The sequence below is a fragment of the Paenibacillus sp. Cedars genome (assembly GCF_003184205.1).
Taxonomy (GTDB): domain Bacteria; phylum Bacillota; class Bacilli; order Paenibacillales; family Paenibacillaceae; genus Paenibacillus_AQ; species Paenibacillus_AQ glucanolyticus.
This window is the reverse complement of sequence record NZ_CP020866.1, coordinates 4024059-4041881: the sequence shown is the minus strand read 5'-3', so window position 1 is coordinate 4041881 and position 17823 is coordinate 4024059. Positions and strand designations below refer to the sequence as shown.

At 51.0% G+C, this 17823-nt stretch carries 14 protein-coding genes; all 14 read left to right on the top strand.

Features of this window, described 5'->3' with window-relative positions:
* Nucleotides 1–49 precede the first annotated feature (49 nt).
* The 14 genes from B9D94_RS20425 (at nt 50) to sigE (ending at nt 17812) form a co-directional block, all read left to right on the top strand.
* Entirely contained in the window at nt 50–1993 is a 1944-nt protein-coding gene (locus B9D94_RS20425) for a stage V sporulation protein D (RefSeq protein ID WP_006209072.1), read from the top strand.
* A gap of 60 nt (nt 1994–2053) precedes the next feature.
* The gene (locus B9D94_RS20420) at nt 2054–3541 is read left to right on the top strand and encodes a UDP-N-acetylmuramoyl-L-alanyl-D-glutamate--2,6-diaminopimelate ligase (protein ID WP_006209073.1); all 1488 of its coding nucleotides are present in this window, start codon (nt 2054–2056) and stop codon (nt 3539–3541) included.
* Nucleotides 3538–4956, top strand: coding sequence for a UDP-N-acetylmuramoyl-tripeptide--D-alanyl-D-alanine ligase (gene murF / locus B9D94_RS20415; protein ID WP_006209074.1), 1419 nt, complete (start codon nt 3538–3540; stop codon nt 4954–4956). Before B9D94_RS20420 ends, murF begins: the two co-directional genes overlap by 4 nt.
* A gap of 4 nt (nt 4957–4960) precedes the next feature.
* A complete protein-coding gene (mraY, locus tag B9D94_RS20410) occupies nt 4961–5926 on the top strand; it encodes a phospho-N-acetylmuramoyl-pentapeptide-transferase (RefSeq protein ID WP_006209075.1) in 966 nt (321 codons plus the stop codon).
* Between the two features lie 3 nt (nt 5927–5929).
* Complete coding sequence (gene murD / locus B9D94_RS20405) at nt 5930–7369, top strand: UDP-N-acetylmuramoyl-L-alanine--D-glutamate ligase (protein WP_006209076.1); 1440 nt, start codon at nt 5930–5932, stop codon at nt 7367–7369.
* A 49-nt stretch (nt 7370–7418) separates the two neighbouring features.
* Entirely contained in the window at nt 7419–8516 is a 1098-nt protein-coding gene (gene spoVE / locus B9D94_RS20400; protein WP_006209077.1) for a stage V sporulation protein E, read from the top strand.
* Between the two features lie 5 nt (nt 8517–8521).
* Nucleotides 8522–9631: an undecaprenyldiphospho-muramoylpentapeptide beta-N-acetylglucosaminyltransferase gene (gene murG / locus B9D94_RS20395; protein ID WP_148247856.1), complete on the top strand. Its 1110-nt coding sequence runs from the start codon at nt 8522–8524 to the stop codon at nt 9629–9631.
* A gap of 158 nt (nt 9632–9789) precedes the next feature.
* A complete protein-coding gene (gene murB, locus B9D94_RS20390; RefSeq protein ID WP_006209080.1) occupies nt 9790–10695 on the top strand; it encodes a UDP-N-acetylmuramate dehydrogenase in 906 nt (301 codons plus the stop codon).
* Nucleotides 10696–10711: 16 nt separating this feature from the next.
* The gene (gene murA / locus B9D94_RS20385; protein WP_006209081.1) at nt 10712–11995 is read left to right on the top strand and encodes a UDP-N-acetylglucosamine 1-carboxyvinyltransferase; all 1284 of its coding nucleotides are present in this window, start codon (nt 10712–10714) and stop codon (nt 11993–11995) included.
* Between the two features lie 57 nt (nt 11996–12052).
* Complete coding sequence (locus B9D94_RS20380) at nt 12053–12808, top strand: cell division protein FtsQ/DivIB (RefSeq protein WP_040680456.1); 756 nt, start codon at nt 12053–12055, stop codon at nt 12806–12808.
* A gap of 214 nt (nt 12809–13022) precedes the next feature.
* Entirely contained in the window at nt 13023–14306 is a 1284-nt protein-coding gene (gene ftsA / locus B9D94_RS20375) for a cell division protein FtsA (RefSeq protein ID WP_006209083.1), read from the top strand.
* Nucleotides 14307–14363: 57 nt separating this feature from the next.
* On the top strand, nt 14364–15494 hold the full coding sequence (ftsZ, locus tag B9D94_RS20370; RefSeq protein ID WP_148247854.1) for a cell division protein FtsZ: 1131 nt from the start codon (nt 14364–14366) through the stop codon (nt 15492–15494).
* Nucleotides 15495–15904: 410 nt separating this feature from the next.
* Nucleotides 15905–16924, top strand: a complete 1020-nt coding sequence (spoIIGA, locus tag B9D94_RS20365) for a sigma-E processing peptidase SpoIIGA (RefSeq protein ID WP_082834392.1) — start codon at nt 15905–15907, stop codon at nt 16922–16924.
* A 165-nt stretch (nt 16925–17089) separates the two neighbouring features.
* Nucleotides 17090–17812 (top strand): RNA polymerase sporulation sigma factor SigE, encoded by a 723-nt coding sequence (gene sigE, locus B9D94_RS20360; protein WP_006209086.1) that lies wholly within the window; start codon nt 17090–17092, stop codon nt 17810–17812.
* Nucleotides 17813–17823 lie beyond the last annotated feature (11 nt).

Genomic DNA, 17823 nt, shown 5'->3' with positions numbered 1-17823 from the left:
AAGAACGCATTTCATGAGCTTTCGGGTTCAAACGGGGAGGGAAGCTTAGGTGAAAGTATCCAAGGTATCTCAGCGGAGACGGCTGCTCTGGAGCCTGCTGCTGCTGCTCCTGCTATTCTCTGCACTGATCATCAGACTAGCCTATGTGCAGATCGGGAAAGGTGCGGAGCTGTCGGCGAAGGCGGAGGATCTGTGGCGCCGTGATATTCCGTTTGCGGCACAGCGTGGCGAAATACTGGACCGTAATGGGACCGCACTGGTTACGAATATAACAACACCGACCATTTGGGCGATTCCTGTACAAGTCAAGGATCCGGACCATACAGCCAAAACATTGGCAGGGCTTATTGGCATGAATGAAGCCGATATCAAGAAGATTATTACCAAACGTTCGAGGTTGGAACGGATAAATCCCGGTGGACGAAAAATTACGATGGAGCTGGCTCAGGAAATTCGTGATTTGAAGCTGCCGGGTATCGTTGTTGCTGAGGATAACAAGCGCTATTACCCCTATGGCGATCTGGCCGCCCATATATTAGGATTTACGGGGGCCTACAGCCAGGGACTTACCGGCCTTGAGGCCAAACATGAAGACAAGCTGAAAGGGTTCGATGGCGGAATATCCTATCTGTCCGATGCAGGCGGCAGAATCATGCCCGGCTCTTCGGAAAAATACGTGGAGCCCCGTGACGGTCTGAATTTAGAGTTAACGATTGATAAATCGATTCAGTCCATTATGGAGCGGGAGCTGGATCAGGCCATGGTGAAGTATCAGGCCAATGGAGCCTGGTCAATTGCCATGAATCCCAAGACAGGAGAGATATTGGCGATGGCCAGCAGGCCGGGATACTCACCTGCCAGCTACCAGGATTTCTCGGCCGAGACTTATAATCGCAACTTACCGATCTGGATGACCTATGAGCCGGGCTCGACGTTCAAGATTATTACACTTGCCGCTGCCCTCGAAGAGGACAAGGTGGATCTGAAGAACGATCACTTTTTCGATGGTGGTGCCGTGGAGGTTGGAGGAGCGAGACTGCGCTGCTGGAAAAAAGGCGGTCATGGCAGCCAAACCTTCATGGAGGTTGTGCAGAACTCCTGTAACCCGGGCTTTGTGGCATTGGGCCAGAAACTGGGTAAGGAAAGTCTGTTCCAGTATATCCGCGATTTTGGCTTTGGAGCGAAGACGGGCATTGATTTGAACGGAGAAGAGAACGGAATCCTGTTCAAGCTTGATAAAGTCGGGCCTGTTGAGCTGGCCACAACGGCGTTTGGCCAAGGGGTATCGGTTACACCGATTCAACAGGTCGCGGCAGTATCTGCTGCCATTAACGGAGGTAAATTGTTCAAGCCGCACGTAGCCAAGGCGTGGATCAATCCGGAGACGGGGGAGACGGTTGAGGAAATCGAGCCGGAGCTCGTCAGACAAGTAATCTCGGAAGAAACATCCAAGCAGGTGCGCGAGGCGCTGGAAAGCGTCGTAGCCAAGGGAACCGGTCGCCCGGCTTTCATCGACGGCTATCGAGTCGGCGGGAAGACAGGAACCGCCCAGAAGGTCATTAATGGACGCTACTCGTCAACGGAGCATATCGTATCCTTTATCGGGTTTGCACCTGCGGACGACCCTGAGATCGTGGTCTACACAGCCGTTGACAACCCGAAGGGCATTCAGTTCGGTGGCGTCGTGGCTGCTCCCATCGTGCAGAACATTCTGGAGGATGCACTGCACTACATGAATGTTCCGCCGCGTAAAGATCAGCTTGCCCGCGAGTACAAATACGGCGAGACACCAACGGTGACCGTGCCGAACCTGGTCGGGGCGACGGTTCAGGATTTGTATGAGGATCTGAATATGAATTTCATGCTGGCTAGGTCCGGGACCGGCAATACGGTCATTTCCCAGGCGCCAAAGCCGGGAAGCCGGGTGGAGCGAGGCTCTACTATTCGGATTTATATGGGTGAAGACCCCGAGGAATCGAAACACGAACATTAATGGCATCATCCAGCCGGCAAGCGGGTCGGATGATGCAGATATATAGAGAGAGGGATAACAATGAAATTGAAGCAATTATCATCCGTGTTGGCTGCTGCTGTGATCGATGGATCCGGAGATGTTGAAATTACGGGGATTGAAACGGACTCCAGACAAGTGAAACCGGGGGATTTGTTCATTTGCTTGCCGGGTCATACGGTAGATGGACATCTGTTTGCTGCCCAGGCCGCGGAGAAAGGCGCAGCCGCACTCGTCGTTGAGCGTAAGCTCGAGGTTGATCTTCCGCAGGTTATCGTAAAAGACAGCCGTTTTGCGATGGCAGGCTTGGCTAACACCTTTTTCGATCAGCCGAGCGCCCGCATGAAGATGATCGGTGTAACCGGAACGAACGGCAAGACCACTACAACGTATTTGATTGAGACGATCATGAACGACCACGGCCTGAAGACCGGATTGATCGGAACGATTCAGATGAAATACGGCAATCAGTCTTTCCCGATGCCGAGAACGACACCGGAGGCACTGGAGCTTCAGCGTTACTTGAACGACATGGCTAACGCAGGCACCGAGTGCTGTGTGATGGAGGTATCCTCGCATGCACTTGAGCAGGGCCGGGTGAAGGGGACGGATTTCCGGACCGCCATATTCACGAATCTGACGCAGGATCATCTGGACTATCACCACACCATGGAAGAGTACCGCGGAGCGAAAGGGTTATTTTTCTCCCGGCTGGGCAACGCTTTTGCCAAGGATGAAAAATCGCGCAAATATGCAGTATTGAATGCGGATGATGATGCTTCCGCTTATTTTGCGAAGATTACCGCTGCCGAAGTAATTACTTACGGTTTGGGAGAAGATGCGGATGTGCGGGCCAGCAACATATCGATCACTGCTCAAGGCACCTCGTTCCATGTGGACACATTCCGTGGCAGCGCAGATATTTCGATTCGCATGGTAGGGAAGTTCAATGTATATAACGCGATGGCAGCCATCGCTGCAGCGCTTCTCGAGGGCGTGCCGCTTGAGGACATCAAGAGCAGCCTGGAGTCCGTTCCCGGAGTGGATGGACGCGTGGAGGTTGTGGATGAGGGCCAGCCGTACGCTGTAATCGTGGATTATGCGCATACGCCGGACGGTCTCGAAAACGTGCTTCGTACCGTTAATGAATTCGCGGAAGGCCGTGTGCTCACGGTATTCGGCTGCGGTGGTGACCGGGATCGGACCAAGCGGCCGATCATGGGCAAAATTGCCGCGAAATATAGCGATGTTGTATTGGTGACTTCCGATAACCCGCGTACCGAGGACCCGGATTTGATTCTGAAGGATATCGAAGCCGGCTTGATTGAGGACGGAGTGGCAGCAGAAAGCTACAATCTCATTGTTGATCGCAGGAAGGCGATTGAAAAGGCTATTGAAATGGCAAGCCCGGGCGATGTAGTATTGATTGCGGGGAAAGGTCATGAGACCTACCAGCTGATTGCGGGCGAAGTGCTTGATTTTGACGACCGCATCGTAGCCAAAGACGCGATAAGGGGCAGACAAAAGTGATCCATAAATCATTAAAGAGCATCGCCGACCTGTGCGGCGGCACGCTCTCACGTAACCAAGATGCCAACATCATCATTCAAGGAGTCGGTACTGACTCCCGAACCATACAGCCCGGCAATCTGTTTGTTCCGATTGTGGGCGAGAAGTTTGACGGACACGAGTTCGCCGAAAGCGTGCTTGCAAGCGGAGCGGGCGCGGCGTTCTGGCAGCGGGATCATCAGCCTGTTCCCGATCTGCCGCTCATTCTCGTTGAGGATACATTGACGGCGCTTCAATCGCTGGCTGCGGCGTATTTATCGGAGACCAGTGCGAAGGTAGTCGGAATTACCGGCAGCAATGGTAAAACCACGGTTAAGGACATGGTGTCTGCGCTGCTAGAGACCACGTATAAAGTGCACAAGACACAAGGCAATTACAACAACCATATCGGACTTCCGCTGACCGTACTGGCCATGAAAGAAGATACCGACATCATCGTGCTTGAGATGGGTATGAGTGGACGGCATGAGATCGAACTGCTCTCGACCATAGCACGCCCGGATATGACCGTGATTACCAATATTGGCGAAGCCCATATGCTGCAGCTCGGTTCCCGGGAGGAAATCGCTCGCGCCAAGCTGGAGATCATCAGCGGCATGAAGCCAGGCGGATTGCTGATCTACCATGGAGACGAACCGTTGATCGATCAGGTGCTTGCGGAAGAGTCTACGGTGAAGCCGGAGGGGTTGAACACCTTTACGTTTGGGAATCAGGAGACTAACGACGATTACCCAACTGGATTGATGTTTCATGCCAGAGGCATCATCTTCACGTCGAACCGACATGCAGGAGAAGGCTTCAGCCTGCCGCTTCTCGGGCGTCACAACGTGGTTAACGCACTCGCGGCGATGGCGGTTGCCGCTCATTTGGGCATCGGCGATGAAGCCATTCGCAGCGGGTTTGCCAATTTGAAGCTGTCCAGCATGCGAATTGAAGCGGTGGAGACCCCGTTTGGGGTTACTGTGCTGAACGATGCCTATAATTCAAGTCCGACGGCGGTCAAGGCGGCTGTGGATGTGCTGGGCGATATGAAAGGCTATCGCAAACGGATCGCCGTTCTCGGGGACATGCTGGAACTTGGTCAGCGGGAAGGGGAGTTCCACGCGGAGATAGGAGACTATTTATCTCCGGACAATGCGGATCTTGTGTTTACCTACGGGCCGCTGTCGGTTCATACGGCGGAGAGAGCAAAGCTGCGCTTCCCTGATGGGGCCGTGCTTTCCTTCACCGATAAAGAGAAGCTGATTGCATCTGTGCTTGAGCACGTATCCGAGAAGGATATCGTATTAGTGAAAGCCTCGCGCGGTATGAGGCTGGAGCACGTGGTCGATGCTTTGAAGGCCCTGCCTGGCGGCAACAACGGAGTGAGGGGGTGAGCTGATGGACTTTCAACTGCTGTTACTGACGATCGGTGTAGCGTTTATACTTGCGGTAATTTCGGCTCCGCTTCTCATTCCGCTGCTGCGGCGGATGAAGTTCGGCCAGCAGGTCCGGGACGACGGACCACAGAGCCACTTGAAAAAAGCGGGGACGCCAACGATGGGCGGCGTAGTCATCCTGCTTGCTTTTACGCTGACTTATATTAAATTCTCGCCTGTCGATACGGATTTCTACGTGCTGATCGTAGCGACACTTGGCTTCGGGCTGATTGGATTTCTTGACGATTATATTAAGATCGTATTTCGCAGGTCATTAGGACTCACGGCCCGGCAGAAGCTGTTTGGACAGCTTCTGTTTTCCGGTATTATGTGCTGGCTGCTAATCTCCAATGGACATAGCACTGCTATCAGTGTGCCGGGCATCGACTGGTCCTTTGACTGGGGACCTTGGTTCTACTATCCGTTTATCGTCATCATGATGCTTGCCATCAGCAATGCCGTCAACTTCACGGACGGATTGGACGGTCTGCTGTCCGGTGTCAGTGCGATTGCTTTTGGAGCCTATGCGATTGTAGCCATCCAGTCGACCTCGTTTGCAGCGGCATTCTGCGCGGCGGCGATGATCGGTGCGGTGCTGGGCTTCCTCGTATTTAACGCACACCCCGCAAAGGTGTTTATGGGAGATACGGGATCTCTGGGAATCGGAGGGGCTATTGGTGCGATTGCCATCGTAACCAAGAGCGAGCTGCTATTCCTGATTGTCGGCGGGGTATTCGTCATAGAGATGCTGTCGGTCGTGCTTCAGGTAGCCTCATTCAAAACCAGAGGCAAGCGTATATTCAAAATGAGCCCGATCCATCACCATTACGAATTGTCCGGATGGTCGGAGTGGCGCGTAGTCATTACATTTTGGGCCGTGGGACTGATACTTGCGGGACTTGGACTTTATATCAACAAGGGGTTGTAACATATGAAGCAGCTAGATGATTATCGGGATAAAAAAGTCGTTGTGCTGGGTTTGGCCAAAAGCGGAGTGCAGGTAGCTAAGGTACTGCATCAGGCCGGAGCCTCGGTCATCGTTAACGATAGAAAGGAAAGAGAACAGTGTCCTGAAGCTTCGGAGCTCGAGGCTTTGGGTATTTCTGTTATTTGTGGTGGACATCCCGATGACCTGATTGATCCCGGTGTGGCGCTTCTTGTCAAAAATCCCGGGATTCCGTATTCCGTCCCTCCTGTCCGGAAGGCGCTTGAGCTGGAGATACCGATTGTGACAGAAGTCGAGGTGGCCTATCACCTGTGTGAAGCGCCGATCATAGGGATCACGGGCTCCAATGGCAAGACAACGACAACAACTTGGGTGGGCAAGCTGCTGGAGAGCGCAGGACTGTCACCGATTGTAGCCGGAAATATCGGCACGCCTCTGTCCGAGGCAGCTGCGGAAGCAACTCCGGACAACTGGATGGTTGTAGAGCTGAGCAGTTTTCAATTAAAAGGAACAGAGGAGTTCCGGCCGCGCATTGCTTGTCTTCTCAACATTGCGGAGACACATCTGGATTACCATGGCGGAATGGACGATTATATCTCCTCCAAGGCCAGGCTGTTTGTCAATCAGACTGCGGATGATACCGCTGTGCTCAATTGGGATGATCCCGTGTGCAGAAATCTTGTCCCGTATATCAAGGCGCGCATTATTCCTTTCTCGATGACTGAGAGCCTTCGCGAAGGGGTTTACCTTTCGACGCCGTATGCTCCGGGTTCGCAGGATTCGGATGAAGATGAGGGTGATGTAGGGCGCACCATTATTTATACAGACGGTGAAGGTTTTACGCATGAGATCATCCGTGTGGAGAACATCGGACTGCCTGGGAGATTCAATGTGGATAATGCCTTAGCTGCTTGTGCGATCGCCATTGCAGCCGGAGTTGCGCCTGATCAGTTGGAAGGTGCTTTGTCCAGCTTCCGCAGTGTCGAGCACCGTCTTGAATTTGTTGCCGAGCTTCAGGGGATTTCCTATTACAACAACTCCAAGGCAACCAACTCCAAAGCAACGAATATGGCTCTGACTTCTTTCAAAGAACCTATCATATTGATTGCAGGTGGGCTTGATCGGGGTTCGGATTACGAGGATTTGATTCCTTCCATGCAAGGAAGGGTGAAAGCTGTCGTACTGATTGGCGAAACGAAGGAGAAAATCGCGAATGCTGCAGCCAAAGCGGGATTAAAGGACATCATACTCGTCGATAATGGGAAGGACGCCGCCGCAACCTTGACCTCGGCTGTCCGGAAAGCTTCTGAACTTGCGGAGAGCGGAGACATTGTTCTTCTATCTCCCGCATGTGCGAGCTGGGACATGTTTCCTTCCTTTGAGGTACGAGGAAGCATTTTTAAAGAGGCGGTGCATAACCTTTAAGTAGGGGGGTGGATAAGCCCCTACTAAGGATGTACGAGGTGGCCTTTCCATGAACAAGAACCGCCAGGCGCCCGATCTGTGGCTGCTTATCTGTATTTTGGCCCTGCTGGCCATCGGAATCGTCATGGTATACAGCGCGGGCTCCGTGCTCGCTTTTCATGACTATGGCGATAAATTTTATTTTGTGAAGCGTCAGCTGTTTTTTGCCTGTCTGGGCCTTGCTGCGATGTATTTCACATCCAAGATTGACTTCCGGGTCTGGAAGAAGTATAGCAAGCTTGCGCTTCTGGCCTGCTTTTTCCTCCTTGTTATCGTTCTTATTCCGGGTGTCGGCGTTGTGCGCGGCGGGGCCAGAAGCTGGCTTGGCATCAGCTCATTTGGCATTCAGCCCTCTGAATTTATGAAACTCGGTATGATTCTGTTTCTATCGCGCTGGCTCAGTAAACAGGACTACGATATTACGTCGTTTACGAAGGGACTTCTGCCGCCTCTTGGTTTGATTGGACTGGCATTTGGACTGATTATGCTGCAGCCGGATCTGGGGACAGGAGCCGTCATGCTGGGAGCTGCGATGATGATCGTATTCACCGCAGGGGCACGGATGAAGCATCTGGGCTTCCTTGCTTTAGGCGGAATAGCAGGCTTCATAGGCTTGATTCTGGCAGCTCCGTACCGGCTGAAGCGGATTACCGGGTTTCTGGATCCTTGGTCTGACCCGCTGGGCGCAGGCTATCAGATTATTCAATCCCTTTATGCGATTGGGCCGGGCGGTCTTGGTGGACTCGGTCTTGGCATGAGTCGTCAGAAGTACGCTTATGTGCCTGAGCCGCAGACTGACTTTATATTCTCGATCCTGGCTGAAGAACTCGGGTTTATTGGCGGTCTCATCGTACTGCTCTTGTTTGCTGCCTTGGTGTGGCGGGGCATGAGAGTGGCCATGACCGTACCGGATAGCTTTGGCAGCCTGCTGGCTGTAGGAATCGTAGGCATGGTCGCCATCCAGGTCGTGATCAATATCGGTGTGGTTATCGGCTTGATGCCGGTGACAGGAATTACGCTGCCGCTCATCAGTTACGGGGGCAGTTCACTGACACTGATGCTGACGGCCCTTGGCATTCTATTAAATATTTCCCGTTATGCGAGGTGAAGGGTATGCGTGTCGTATTGACCGGCGGCGGAACGGGGGGACATATTTACCCCGCCGTTGCCATAGCAAGACAATGTGAGAAGGAAGATCCGAAGACGGAGTTTTTATATATTGGAGGCCAGCGCGGCCTCGAAAGCAAACTGGTGCCCCAAGAGAAGCTGCCATTTGAGAGCATTGACATCACCGGGTTCCGGCGCAAGCTGTCGTTTGATAACGTCAAAACGATTATGCGTTTCTTCAAAGGCGTGAAGCGATCCAAGGCATTGCTGAGGGAGTTCAAGCCCGATGTCGTGATCGGTACAGGCGGATATGTGTGCGGTCCGGTCGTTTATGCAGCCGCCAAGCTCGGCATACCGACCATGATTCATGAGCAGAATGCGATACCGGGGCTAACCAACCAGTTCCTCAGCCGTTATGCGGACACGGTCGCGGTCAGCTTTGAAGGTTCGGAATCCTCTTTTCCGAAAGCCAAAAGAACGGTTTATACAGGAAATCCACGCGCGACAACGGTATTAACCGCCAATCGTGAACGTGGATTTGCTACGCTTGGCATCCCGATGGAAGCCCAAGTCGTTCTTATCGTTGGAGGAAGCCGTGGGGCCAAGGCGATCAATAACGCCATGATGGGCATGGCGCCGTTTCTTCATAAGCTGCCTGGCGTGCACTTTGTGTTCGTAACAGGCGATACGTATTTCGAGAATACGCGTGAATCCATTTTAGCGCAGCTCGGCACGATGCCTAATCATCTTCATATCATGCCATACATTCATAATATGCCGGAGGTGCTTGCGGCCACTTCGCTGATCGTGAATCGTGCCGGGGCATCGTTCCTGGCTGAGATCACGTCGCTTGGTATTCCATCTGTACTTATACCTTCTCCTAACGTTACCAACAACCATCAGGAGGCGAATGCAAGGCAGTTGGAAGAAGCGGGCGCATCCAGCATGATACTTGAAAAGGATTTGACGGCAGAAACGCTGTTTGGAAAGCTTGAGGAGATTATGACCAGTCGCTCGACCAGAGAGACGATGTCAGCCGCTTCGAAAAAGCTTGGCAAACCGGATTCGGCTGCCGTTATGGTCGAAGAAATCCGCCGGTTAACCGGCAAACGCTAAAACGGCTGGGCGATTGTCACACACCTATGGAGCCTGACATAAGATACTCTATAATCGTGACACACCCATGAGGCCGGCATTACTGACAGCGGCCATCTCCTTCGTTAAGCAGAAGGAATGGCCTTTTGGTTTTGAAAGTCAAGGGAGGTTTATTTAAAATGCAGCAGTGGAAATCGCTACTATCTGAAGCCAATGTCGGAGCCGTGTTATGGAATGAACCGCTGGCAAAATATACGACGTGGAAAATAGGCGGACCAGCCGATTGCCTGATTATTCCTGAGAACAAGGAACAGCTCAAGGAACTGGTCACTCTTCTCCATGCCCATCGTATTCATTGGACGCAACTCGGGCGCGGTTCAAACATGTTAGTTGCCGATAAGGGCATTAGGGGAGCGGTCATCAAGCTGGGCCAGGGATTTGAGGAGCTTCATTTTGACGGAGAGACAGTAACTGCAGGCGGTAGTCTGTCTTTTGTCAAACTCAGTGTTCTGGCCGGAAAACAAGGATTAGCCGGTCTTGAGTTTGCCGGAGGTATTCCTGGGTCAGTTGGAGGTGCCGTTTACATGAATGCAGGCGCCCATGGGTCTGATGTGTCACGCATATTCAAGTCCGCTGACATTGTACTGGAAACAGGGGAATTGGTTACGTATGCTGCGAAAGATATGGCGTTTGATTACCGACACTCCATTCTGCATGAACGAAAAGGGATTGTGACTGAAGCGGTATTTGGGCTCCGTCAAGGAGACCGCAAAGAAATTTCAGCTGTTATGGCCTCTTACAAGGACCGTCGCCGGCGTACACAGCCGCTCCAATCCGCAACCGCAGGCAGTGTATTCCGCAACCCGCCTGGCGACCATGCCGCAAGGTTGATTGAGGCTGCTGGCCTCAAGGGCCTACGGATCGGGGGCGCAGAAGTTTCTTTACAGCATGCCAATTTCATTGAGAACACCGGTCAAGCGACAGCAGAGGACGTGCTCGCTTTGATGGAACGCATCAAGGAAACCATCTCAGAGAAGAACGGAATTCATATGGTGCCTGAGGTGTACGTTCTGGGCGAGCGGTAAACTCGGAGGTGATACATTGGACAAATTGGTGATTGAGGGTGGAAGGCCCCTATCAGGAACCATACGTATCCATGGAGCAAAAAATGCAGCTTTACCTATTCTAGCAGCAAGTCTTCTTGCAGAAGGGACTGTAAGATTAAGCAATGTCCCGCATCTGCTGGATATTGAAGTGATGCTAAGCATTCTTGGCCGTCTTGGCTCCAAATGCAAGCATGAGCTGGAGACGGTTACCGTGGATACCTCGTCTGCCAATTCGTTTCATGTCCCGGAAGATTTAATGAAGCAGATGCGATCCTCCATCTTTTTGATGGGACCTCTGCTGGCCCGTTTTGGTGAAGTGACGATCTATCAGCCCGGGGGCTGTGCGATCGGGGAACGCAAGATCGACCTCCACCTTCAGGGATTGCAGGCACTGGGTGCGGAAATCGAGGAGAGCAACGATAAAATCCATTGCAGAGCAAGCCGATTGATCGGAACGGATATTCATCTCGATTTTGCCAGCGTAGGGGCAACGGAGAATATCATGATGGCAGCAGCAACGGCACTTGGCACAACGGTGCTCACCAATGCAGCCAGAGAGCCTGAAATTCAAGACCTTCAGCATTTCCTGAACAAGATGGGAGCCAACATTATCGGTGCCGGAACGGATACGATTACGATCCACGGCGTGGAGCGTCTTACGCCTTGCGAGTATGAGATCATACCGGATCGGATCGTAGCGGGAACCGTCATGATTGCAGCCGCCGTCACCCGGGGAAGTGTTACGCTTACAAAGACCAATCCCTCTCATTTAACTTCTCTTATACATGTGCTGAAGCGCGCCGGTGTTCAAACCAGTGTATGCAATGATATAATAAACATAAGCTGTATGAGCCGTCCCAAAGCTGTTGAACGAATTGTGACTTCGCCTTATCCTTCTTTCCCGACCGATTTGCAGTCCCAGGTCATGGTCTTGTTGTCCTTGGCCGATGGATTTAGTGTTATGAAAGAAACGGTATTTGAGGGACGGTTCAAACATGTGGAGGAACTCTCCCGCATGGGAGCAGACATTTCCACGGATCTGAACTATGCGTTTATACGCGGTGTTCAGAGAATTTACGGAGCCACTGTGGAGGCAACCGATCTTCGGGCTGGAGCGGCGCTCGTCATTGCCGGTTTGGCCGCGCAGGGAACGACCGTGGTGGAGCAAGTTCACCATATTGATCGCGGTTATGATCGTATTGAAAACATGTTCCAAGGTTTAGGTGCACGGATCTATCGTCAGTCTCCTGTGCCCAAACCGCTTGATTTAGCCAATTGAGGTCCTGAGCATCCCCTCCAGAGGAGGGGATAACAGGTCTTTATGGAGAGAGTGGATATGTCCAAGACACATATGCCTGTCCTTAAGCAGGACAAGCCCAAACCGAAAACAGCCAGGAAAATTATATGGATTCTTTTGCTGCTGTTTGCAGCGCTGCTGACGATTCTCTTTTTCCGATCGCCGGTCAGCCAAGTTACCGAGATTCATTTTACAGGCAATACGTTTAATACCAATGAGCAGCTTACTAAGCAAAGCGGACTTCGCATAGGAGACCAATATTTCAGCGTAGAGCCTAAAGATGTGCAGGAACGCCTCGTGGGTCTGGGAACTATCAAGTCGGCTGAAGTGGTCAAGAGCTTTCCGGGTGAGGTGCGAATCGCGGTTACGGAGCATCCTACGGTCGCCTATGAGCTGTCGGAGAACGGAGAACTTCAAGCGATTCTGGCAAGCGGTACTTCCGTTCCTGTTACAGCGAGCGGTATCGCCGTGGAGAAGCCGATCCTGACCAAGTGGGATCCATCGGACCCGAACAAGGCTATGTTAAGTGAAGTGCTTGCGGAGATTCCCAATAGTTTGACCTCGGACATCTCGGAAATCATGCCTTCACCGACGGTCTCTTTCCCGGACCGGATCAAGTTGTACACACGTTCCAAATTCGAAGTCATCACTACGGTTTCCCTGCTTCGGGATAAAGTAGAGTACCTGAGTCAGGTTACCGAAATGGAGCGGCCGGGTGTGATTACGATGCTGGAAGCAGACGCTTATGTACCGTTTGAACAAGAAGTTACAGAAGAGTCAGAGGAAGGGCAATAACCCCCTACTCAGGAATAGGAATAAATGGTACAATTGAAAGTATTGACAACTTGTTTCGGTTCTTCTTTTTTGAATGACTTTTACGGCCTGTTATAGCAAATGTTGGCAGTAAAAAAAATGTTGAAAAAAGAGGGAAAGACCTGCGAGTGTGGAATAAGTAGAAATGTATTCTTTATTATCAAATTAATTTGCTAAAAACAGGAGGTGCCAGGGCTTGAGCAACAATGACATCATTGTTAGTTTGGACATCGGTACATCCAAAGTTCGTGCTATTATTGGGGAAGTTAATAATGGAACCTTTAATATTATTGGAGTTGGATCTGCCGACTCGGAGGGAATTCGCAAGGGTGCAATTGTAGATATCGACCAGACCGTACAATCCATTCGCAGCGCTGTAGATCATGCGGAGCGTATGGTCGGTATTCAAATATCCGAAGTATATGTCGGCATTTCCGGAAATCATATCGGACTTCAATCCAGCCATGGAGTTGTGGCAGTATCGAACGAGGATCGAGAAATTGGCGAAGAGGACATCGACCGCGTGCTGAAGGCAGCGGAGGTCGTGGCGCTTCCACCTGATCGTGAAATTATCGATGTGGTTGCTAAACAGTTTGTAGTTGACGGTTTGGAAGGAATCTCAGATCCGCGAGGAATGATCGGCGTGAGGCTTGAGGTAGAAGCGACGATTATTACTGGCGCCAAAACGGCAATACATAATCTGTTACGATGCGTGGAGAAATCAGGCCTGAAAGTGAAGGATCTGGTGTTGATTCCGCTTGGTGCCGGACAACTCGCCTTGTCGAAGGATGAGAAAACGATGGGTTCGGTACTGGTGGACGTCGGAGCAGGCTCAACCACGCTGGCTGTGTTTGAGGGAGGCAGCATTGCCGCAACCTCGACGCTTCCGGTTGGTGGCGATTTTGTTACGAATGATGTTGCATATGGACTGCGAACTCTGACGGATCAAGCAGAGAAGGTGAAATTGAAGTATGGATGCGCACTGATTGAGAGTGCCGCGCCCGAAGTAACTTTTAAAGTGACGAGAATTGGAAGCAATGTGGACAAGGAGTTCACTCAAGAAGATCTGGCAGCTATCATAGAACCTCGTATTCAGGAAATCTTCCAATTGGTAAGCCAAGAAATTAAACGCTTGGGTTACAGTGAGCTTCCTGGTGGTTATATACTTACTGGGGGCACTATGTCCATGCCTGGTGTGCTGCAGGTGGCACAAAATGAGCTGGCGACTTCCGTACGGATTGCTGTTCCGGATTTTATCGGTGTTCGTGATCCGGGATACTGCAGCGGAGTCGGCATCCTCCATAATGCAATCCGGAATGTACGTGTACGCAATACAGGAGGAAGCAACAACAGCAGCGGAAACAGCAAGAAACCGGTGAACCGCGCGAAGCAGCAAAATCCTGTCGCAGCAACTCAGGAGACCAGCCAGAAGCCGGGATTTATTGAACGCCTGAAAAAGATGTTCAGCGAGTTTATATAGCGGATTCATTCGACAGTGGACGTGCCATCCACGCACATTGAGGGGGAGATGGATTAGATGTTGGAATTCGATTTTGAAATGGATAGCTTGGCTCAAATAAAAGTAATCGGAGTAGGTGGCGGCGGAAGCAACGCTGTTAACCGAATGATTGAGAATGGTGTGCAGGGTGTTGAATTTATAACGGTAAATACGGATGCTCAGGCACTTCATCTTGCTAAATCCGAACACAAATTGCAAATCGGGGATAAGTTGACTCGCGGCCTTGGTGCTGGTGCCAATCCTGATGTCGGCAAGAAGGCCGCCGAAGAATCCCGTGATTTGATTATGAACACCCTGAAGGGTGCGGATATGGTATTCGTTACAGCTGGTATGGGCGGCGGAACCGGAACAGGCGCAGCTCCTGTCATAGCTGAAATTGCTAAGGAGTGCGGGGCATTAACGGTTGGGGTTGTCACTCGTCCGTTTACGTTCGAAGGACGCAAGCGTGCTTCCCAAGCGGAGCTTGGCATTGAAGCATTGAAAGAGAAAGTGGACACACTCATCGTCATTCCGAATGATCGCTTGCTGGAGATCGTGGATAAGAAGACACCGATGCTGGAAGCGTTCCGAGAAGCTGATAACGTATTGCGTCAGGCCGTTCAGGGCATTTCTGATCTGATCCAAGTACCGGGTCTGATCAACCTTGACTTCGCCGACGTGAAGACCATCATGACAGAACGCGGATCTGCGCTGATGGGTATTGGACTGGCTACCGGTGAGAACCGTGCCTCTGAAGCTGCCCGCAAGGCAATTATGAGCCCGCTGCTTGAGACCTCTATTGAGGGAGCACGTGGTGTTATCATGAATATTACAGGAGGAGCCAATCTCTCCTTGTATGAAGTAAATGAAGCGGCCGAGATCGTAACCTCAGCTTCCGATCCGGAAGTGAACATGATCTTCGGTGCGATTATCGAGGAAAGCATGAAGGAAGAAATCAAGGTAACGGTGATCGCTACCGGCTTTGAGAGCAAACCTTCACCGATCCCTCCTGGACGTCGCCCTGCAATGCCTCAAGGGGAACAACAACAGCAGCAGCAGCAGGCAACGGACAAGAGCAATGTGAATCTGAAGCCGTTTGGCAATCAGAACGGCAATGATCAGCTCGATATTCCTACATTCCTTCGCAATCGTTCCCGTAATAATGATTAATTCGAATAAGCCTGTGCTTCGTCATCCTGATGAAGACAGGTTTATTTTTTTTATCTTTCTCCACAGCCTTGCCATACCACATCCCATCCCATCCATAAGAGAGTAAGAAGTAAATAGTGCTGATGCTGTCACACTTTCACGAATAAAGGTTCAGGTGCTCAAACGCTGCGTAACATATGGATATTCCCCTGGTTTTTTCCCAAGATCAAGATGGTTGACTGACGAGCGGAGAGTCCTCTTGGCTCCGGTTTCTAAAAACTGCCCTTCATCGACAAAAAAAGTCTGTAATCGGCCCACAGGTTTAGACAGACTTTGAATTCTATTCTTTTTATACTAGTAACATCTCCCATTGCCCAGAAAACAACAGAAGCATAACGGAAGTGGATTTTTCGACTAGGCAGGTGAACAACCTGGTTGTTTATATTGATCTCATATTTTTGGCAAACCTCGTCATTGACGGCATATTGCTGGCGTTAACCGCCTGGATGCGCAGGGTCAAACCAAGATGGTGGAGGCTAGTGTTATCTTCCGTGGTAGGCGCACTGTATGTTGTCATGATGTTTGTCCCGCAATTGTCGTTTTTGTACACCTTTCTCATTAAGTTTGGACTTTCATTGATTATGCTCTGGATTGCTTTTGGATTTGCAAGCTTGCAGAGTTACCTTCGTCATTTGGGAGCTTTTTATATGGTGAATTTTGCCGCAGCCGGAGGTATTATCGGATTTCATTATCTGGTGCAAAATTCGGGAGAATTGTTCAGTGGGATATGGTATACGACATCGGGAGGGCTATCCTTTGAATTGAAGGTGGGATTCTGGTTTGCATGCATTACCTTTTTTGTAGTTGTATTCGCATTTAAGGCGGTTCAGACCACGAAACGTAAAACCGAGAACCGTGAAACCCTGTTAGGTGATGTCTCCGTATGGATTGGCAGCACCAAAATTTCCTGTGTGGGTTTGCTCGATACAGGAAACCAATTAAGCGATCCCTTGACGCGCACGCCCGTTATGGTGATGGAAGCAGCGCTATGGGAAGCTTATCTGCCCCAGGGCTGGAGCAAACAGCTGATGGAGGGGGAACCGGACAAATTAATTATGGGGCTGGGGGCAGAGGAATTTGACTGGCAGGACCGTCTGCGGTTAGTTCCGTACCGTGGTGTCAACCGGGGGGCCGCATTCATGCTTGCCCTAAAGCCCGACATGGTACGGATTGAACTGGGAGGACTGGAATACGTATCATCCAAAGTGTTGATTGGTCTTGATGGCGGAACGCTGTCCGGCGACAGGGCATACCGGGCCATTATCCATCCGGCTTTGACGGAGGGAGAGGGCACGCCCAAGGTTCATGCAGGTATTGCTCAGGAGGAAGCTTTACAACAGAATACCGAATCTAGCCTTGTTGAATCTGGTGAGGCGAAGACTGCGGGATAACGATGATAAAGCTATTTTCATAGTCTTCGAATCGTGTAATCTATATGGAATGCTGATGTAATCTTTGAAACTCTTATGGAAAGTTATCATGCCAAGCGAGGAAAACCGTGACTACACTTACGAAGTTATGTTGTCCCTTCGGGAAAACGTTTAGGAGGATACGAGATGCCCGTTAAATGGAGATTAGCATTGCAGCTGCAGTATTACCGCGTACTTTTTTTACTAGGCCTGAAGAGTCAGGAAATCTACTACATCGGAGGAAGTGAGGCGCTTCCGCCTCCGCTTACGAAAGAAGAAGAGGAGTTCTTGCTCAAGAAGCTGCCTTCCGGCGATGCAGCCACCCGCGCTATGCTGATCGAACGTAACCTGCGTCTGGTTGTGTACATTGCCCGCAAATTCGAGAACACCGGCATTAACATCGAGGATTTGGTATCGATTGGTGCGATCGGACTGATTAAAGCGGTGAATACTTTTGACCCGGAGAAAAAAATCAAGCTGGCTACATATGCCTCGCGCTGTATTGAAAATGAAATACTGATGTACCTGCGGCGGAATAACAAAACGCGAAGCGAGGTTTCTTTTGATGAACCGCTGAACATCGATTGGGATGGCAACGAATTGCTCTTATCCGATGTGCTGGGCACCGAGAATGACACCATCTACCGTAACATCGAAGAGCAGGTGGACCGGAAACTCCTGCAAAAAGCGCTTGATAAATTAAGCGACAGGGAACGCATGATTATGGAGCTTCGTTTCGGGCTTCAGGACGGGGAAGAAAAGACGCAAAAAGACGTGGCAGACCTGCTTGGAATCTCACAATCCTACATTTCCCGATTGGAGAAGAGAATTATTAAACGACTCCGCAAAGAATTCAACAAGATGGTGTAACTGGAAAACCT

Excerpts from the sequence above, each read along its gene's own strand:
- B9D94_RS20420 (WP_006209073.1), top strand. The coding sequence starts at position 2,054 with ATGAAATTGAAGCAATTATCATCCGTGTTGGCTGCTGCTGTGATCGAT.
- mraY (WP_006209075.1), top strand. The coding sequence starts at position 4,961 with ATGGACTTTCAACTGCTGTTACTGACGATCGGTGTAGCGTTTATACTT.
- murD (WP_006209076.1), top strand. The coding sequence starts at position 5,930 with ATGAAGCAGCTAGATGATTATCGGGATAAAAAAGTCGTTGTGCTGGGT.
- spoVE (WP_006209077.1), top strand. The coding sequence starts at position 7,419 with ATGAACAAGAACCGCCAGGCGCCCGATCTGTGGCTGCTTATCTGTATT.
- murG (WP_148247856.1), top strand. The coding sequence starts at position 8,522 with ATGCGTGTCGTATTGACCGGCGGCGGAACGGGGGGACATATTTACCCC.
- murB (WP_006209080.1), top strand. The coding sequence starts at position 9,790 with ATGCAGCAGTGGAAATCGCTACTATCTGAAGCCAATGTCGGAGCCGTG.
- B9D94_RS20380 (WP_040680456.1), top strand. The coding sequence starts at position 12,053 with ATGTCCAAGACACATATGCCTGTCCTTAAGCAGGACAAGCCCAAACCG.
- ftsZ (WP_148247854.1), top strand. The coding sequence starts at position 14,364 with ATGTTGGAATTCGATTTTGAAATGGATAGCTTGGCTCAAATAAAAGTA.
- sigE (WP_006209086.1), top strand. The coding sequence starts at position 17,090 with ATGCCCGTTAAATGGAGATTAGCATTGCAGCTGCAGTATTACCGCGTA.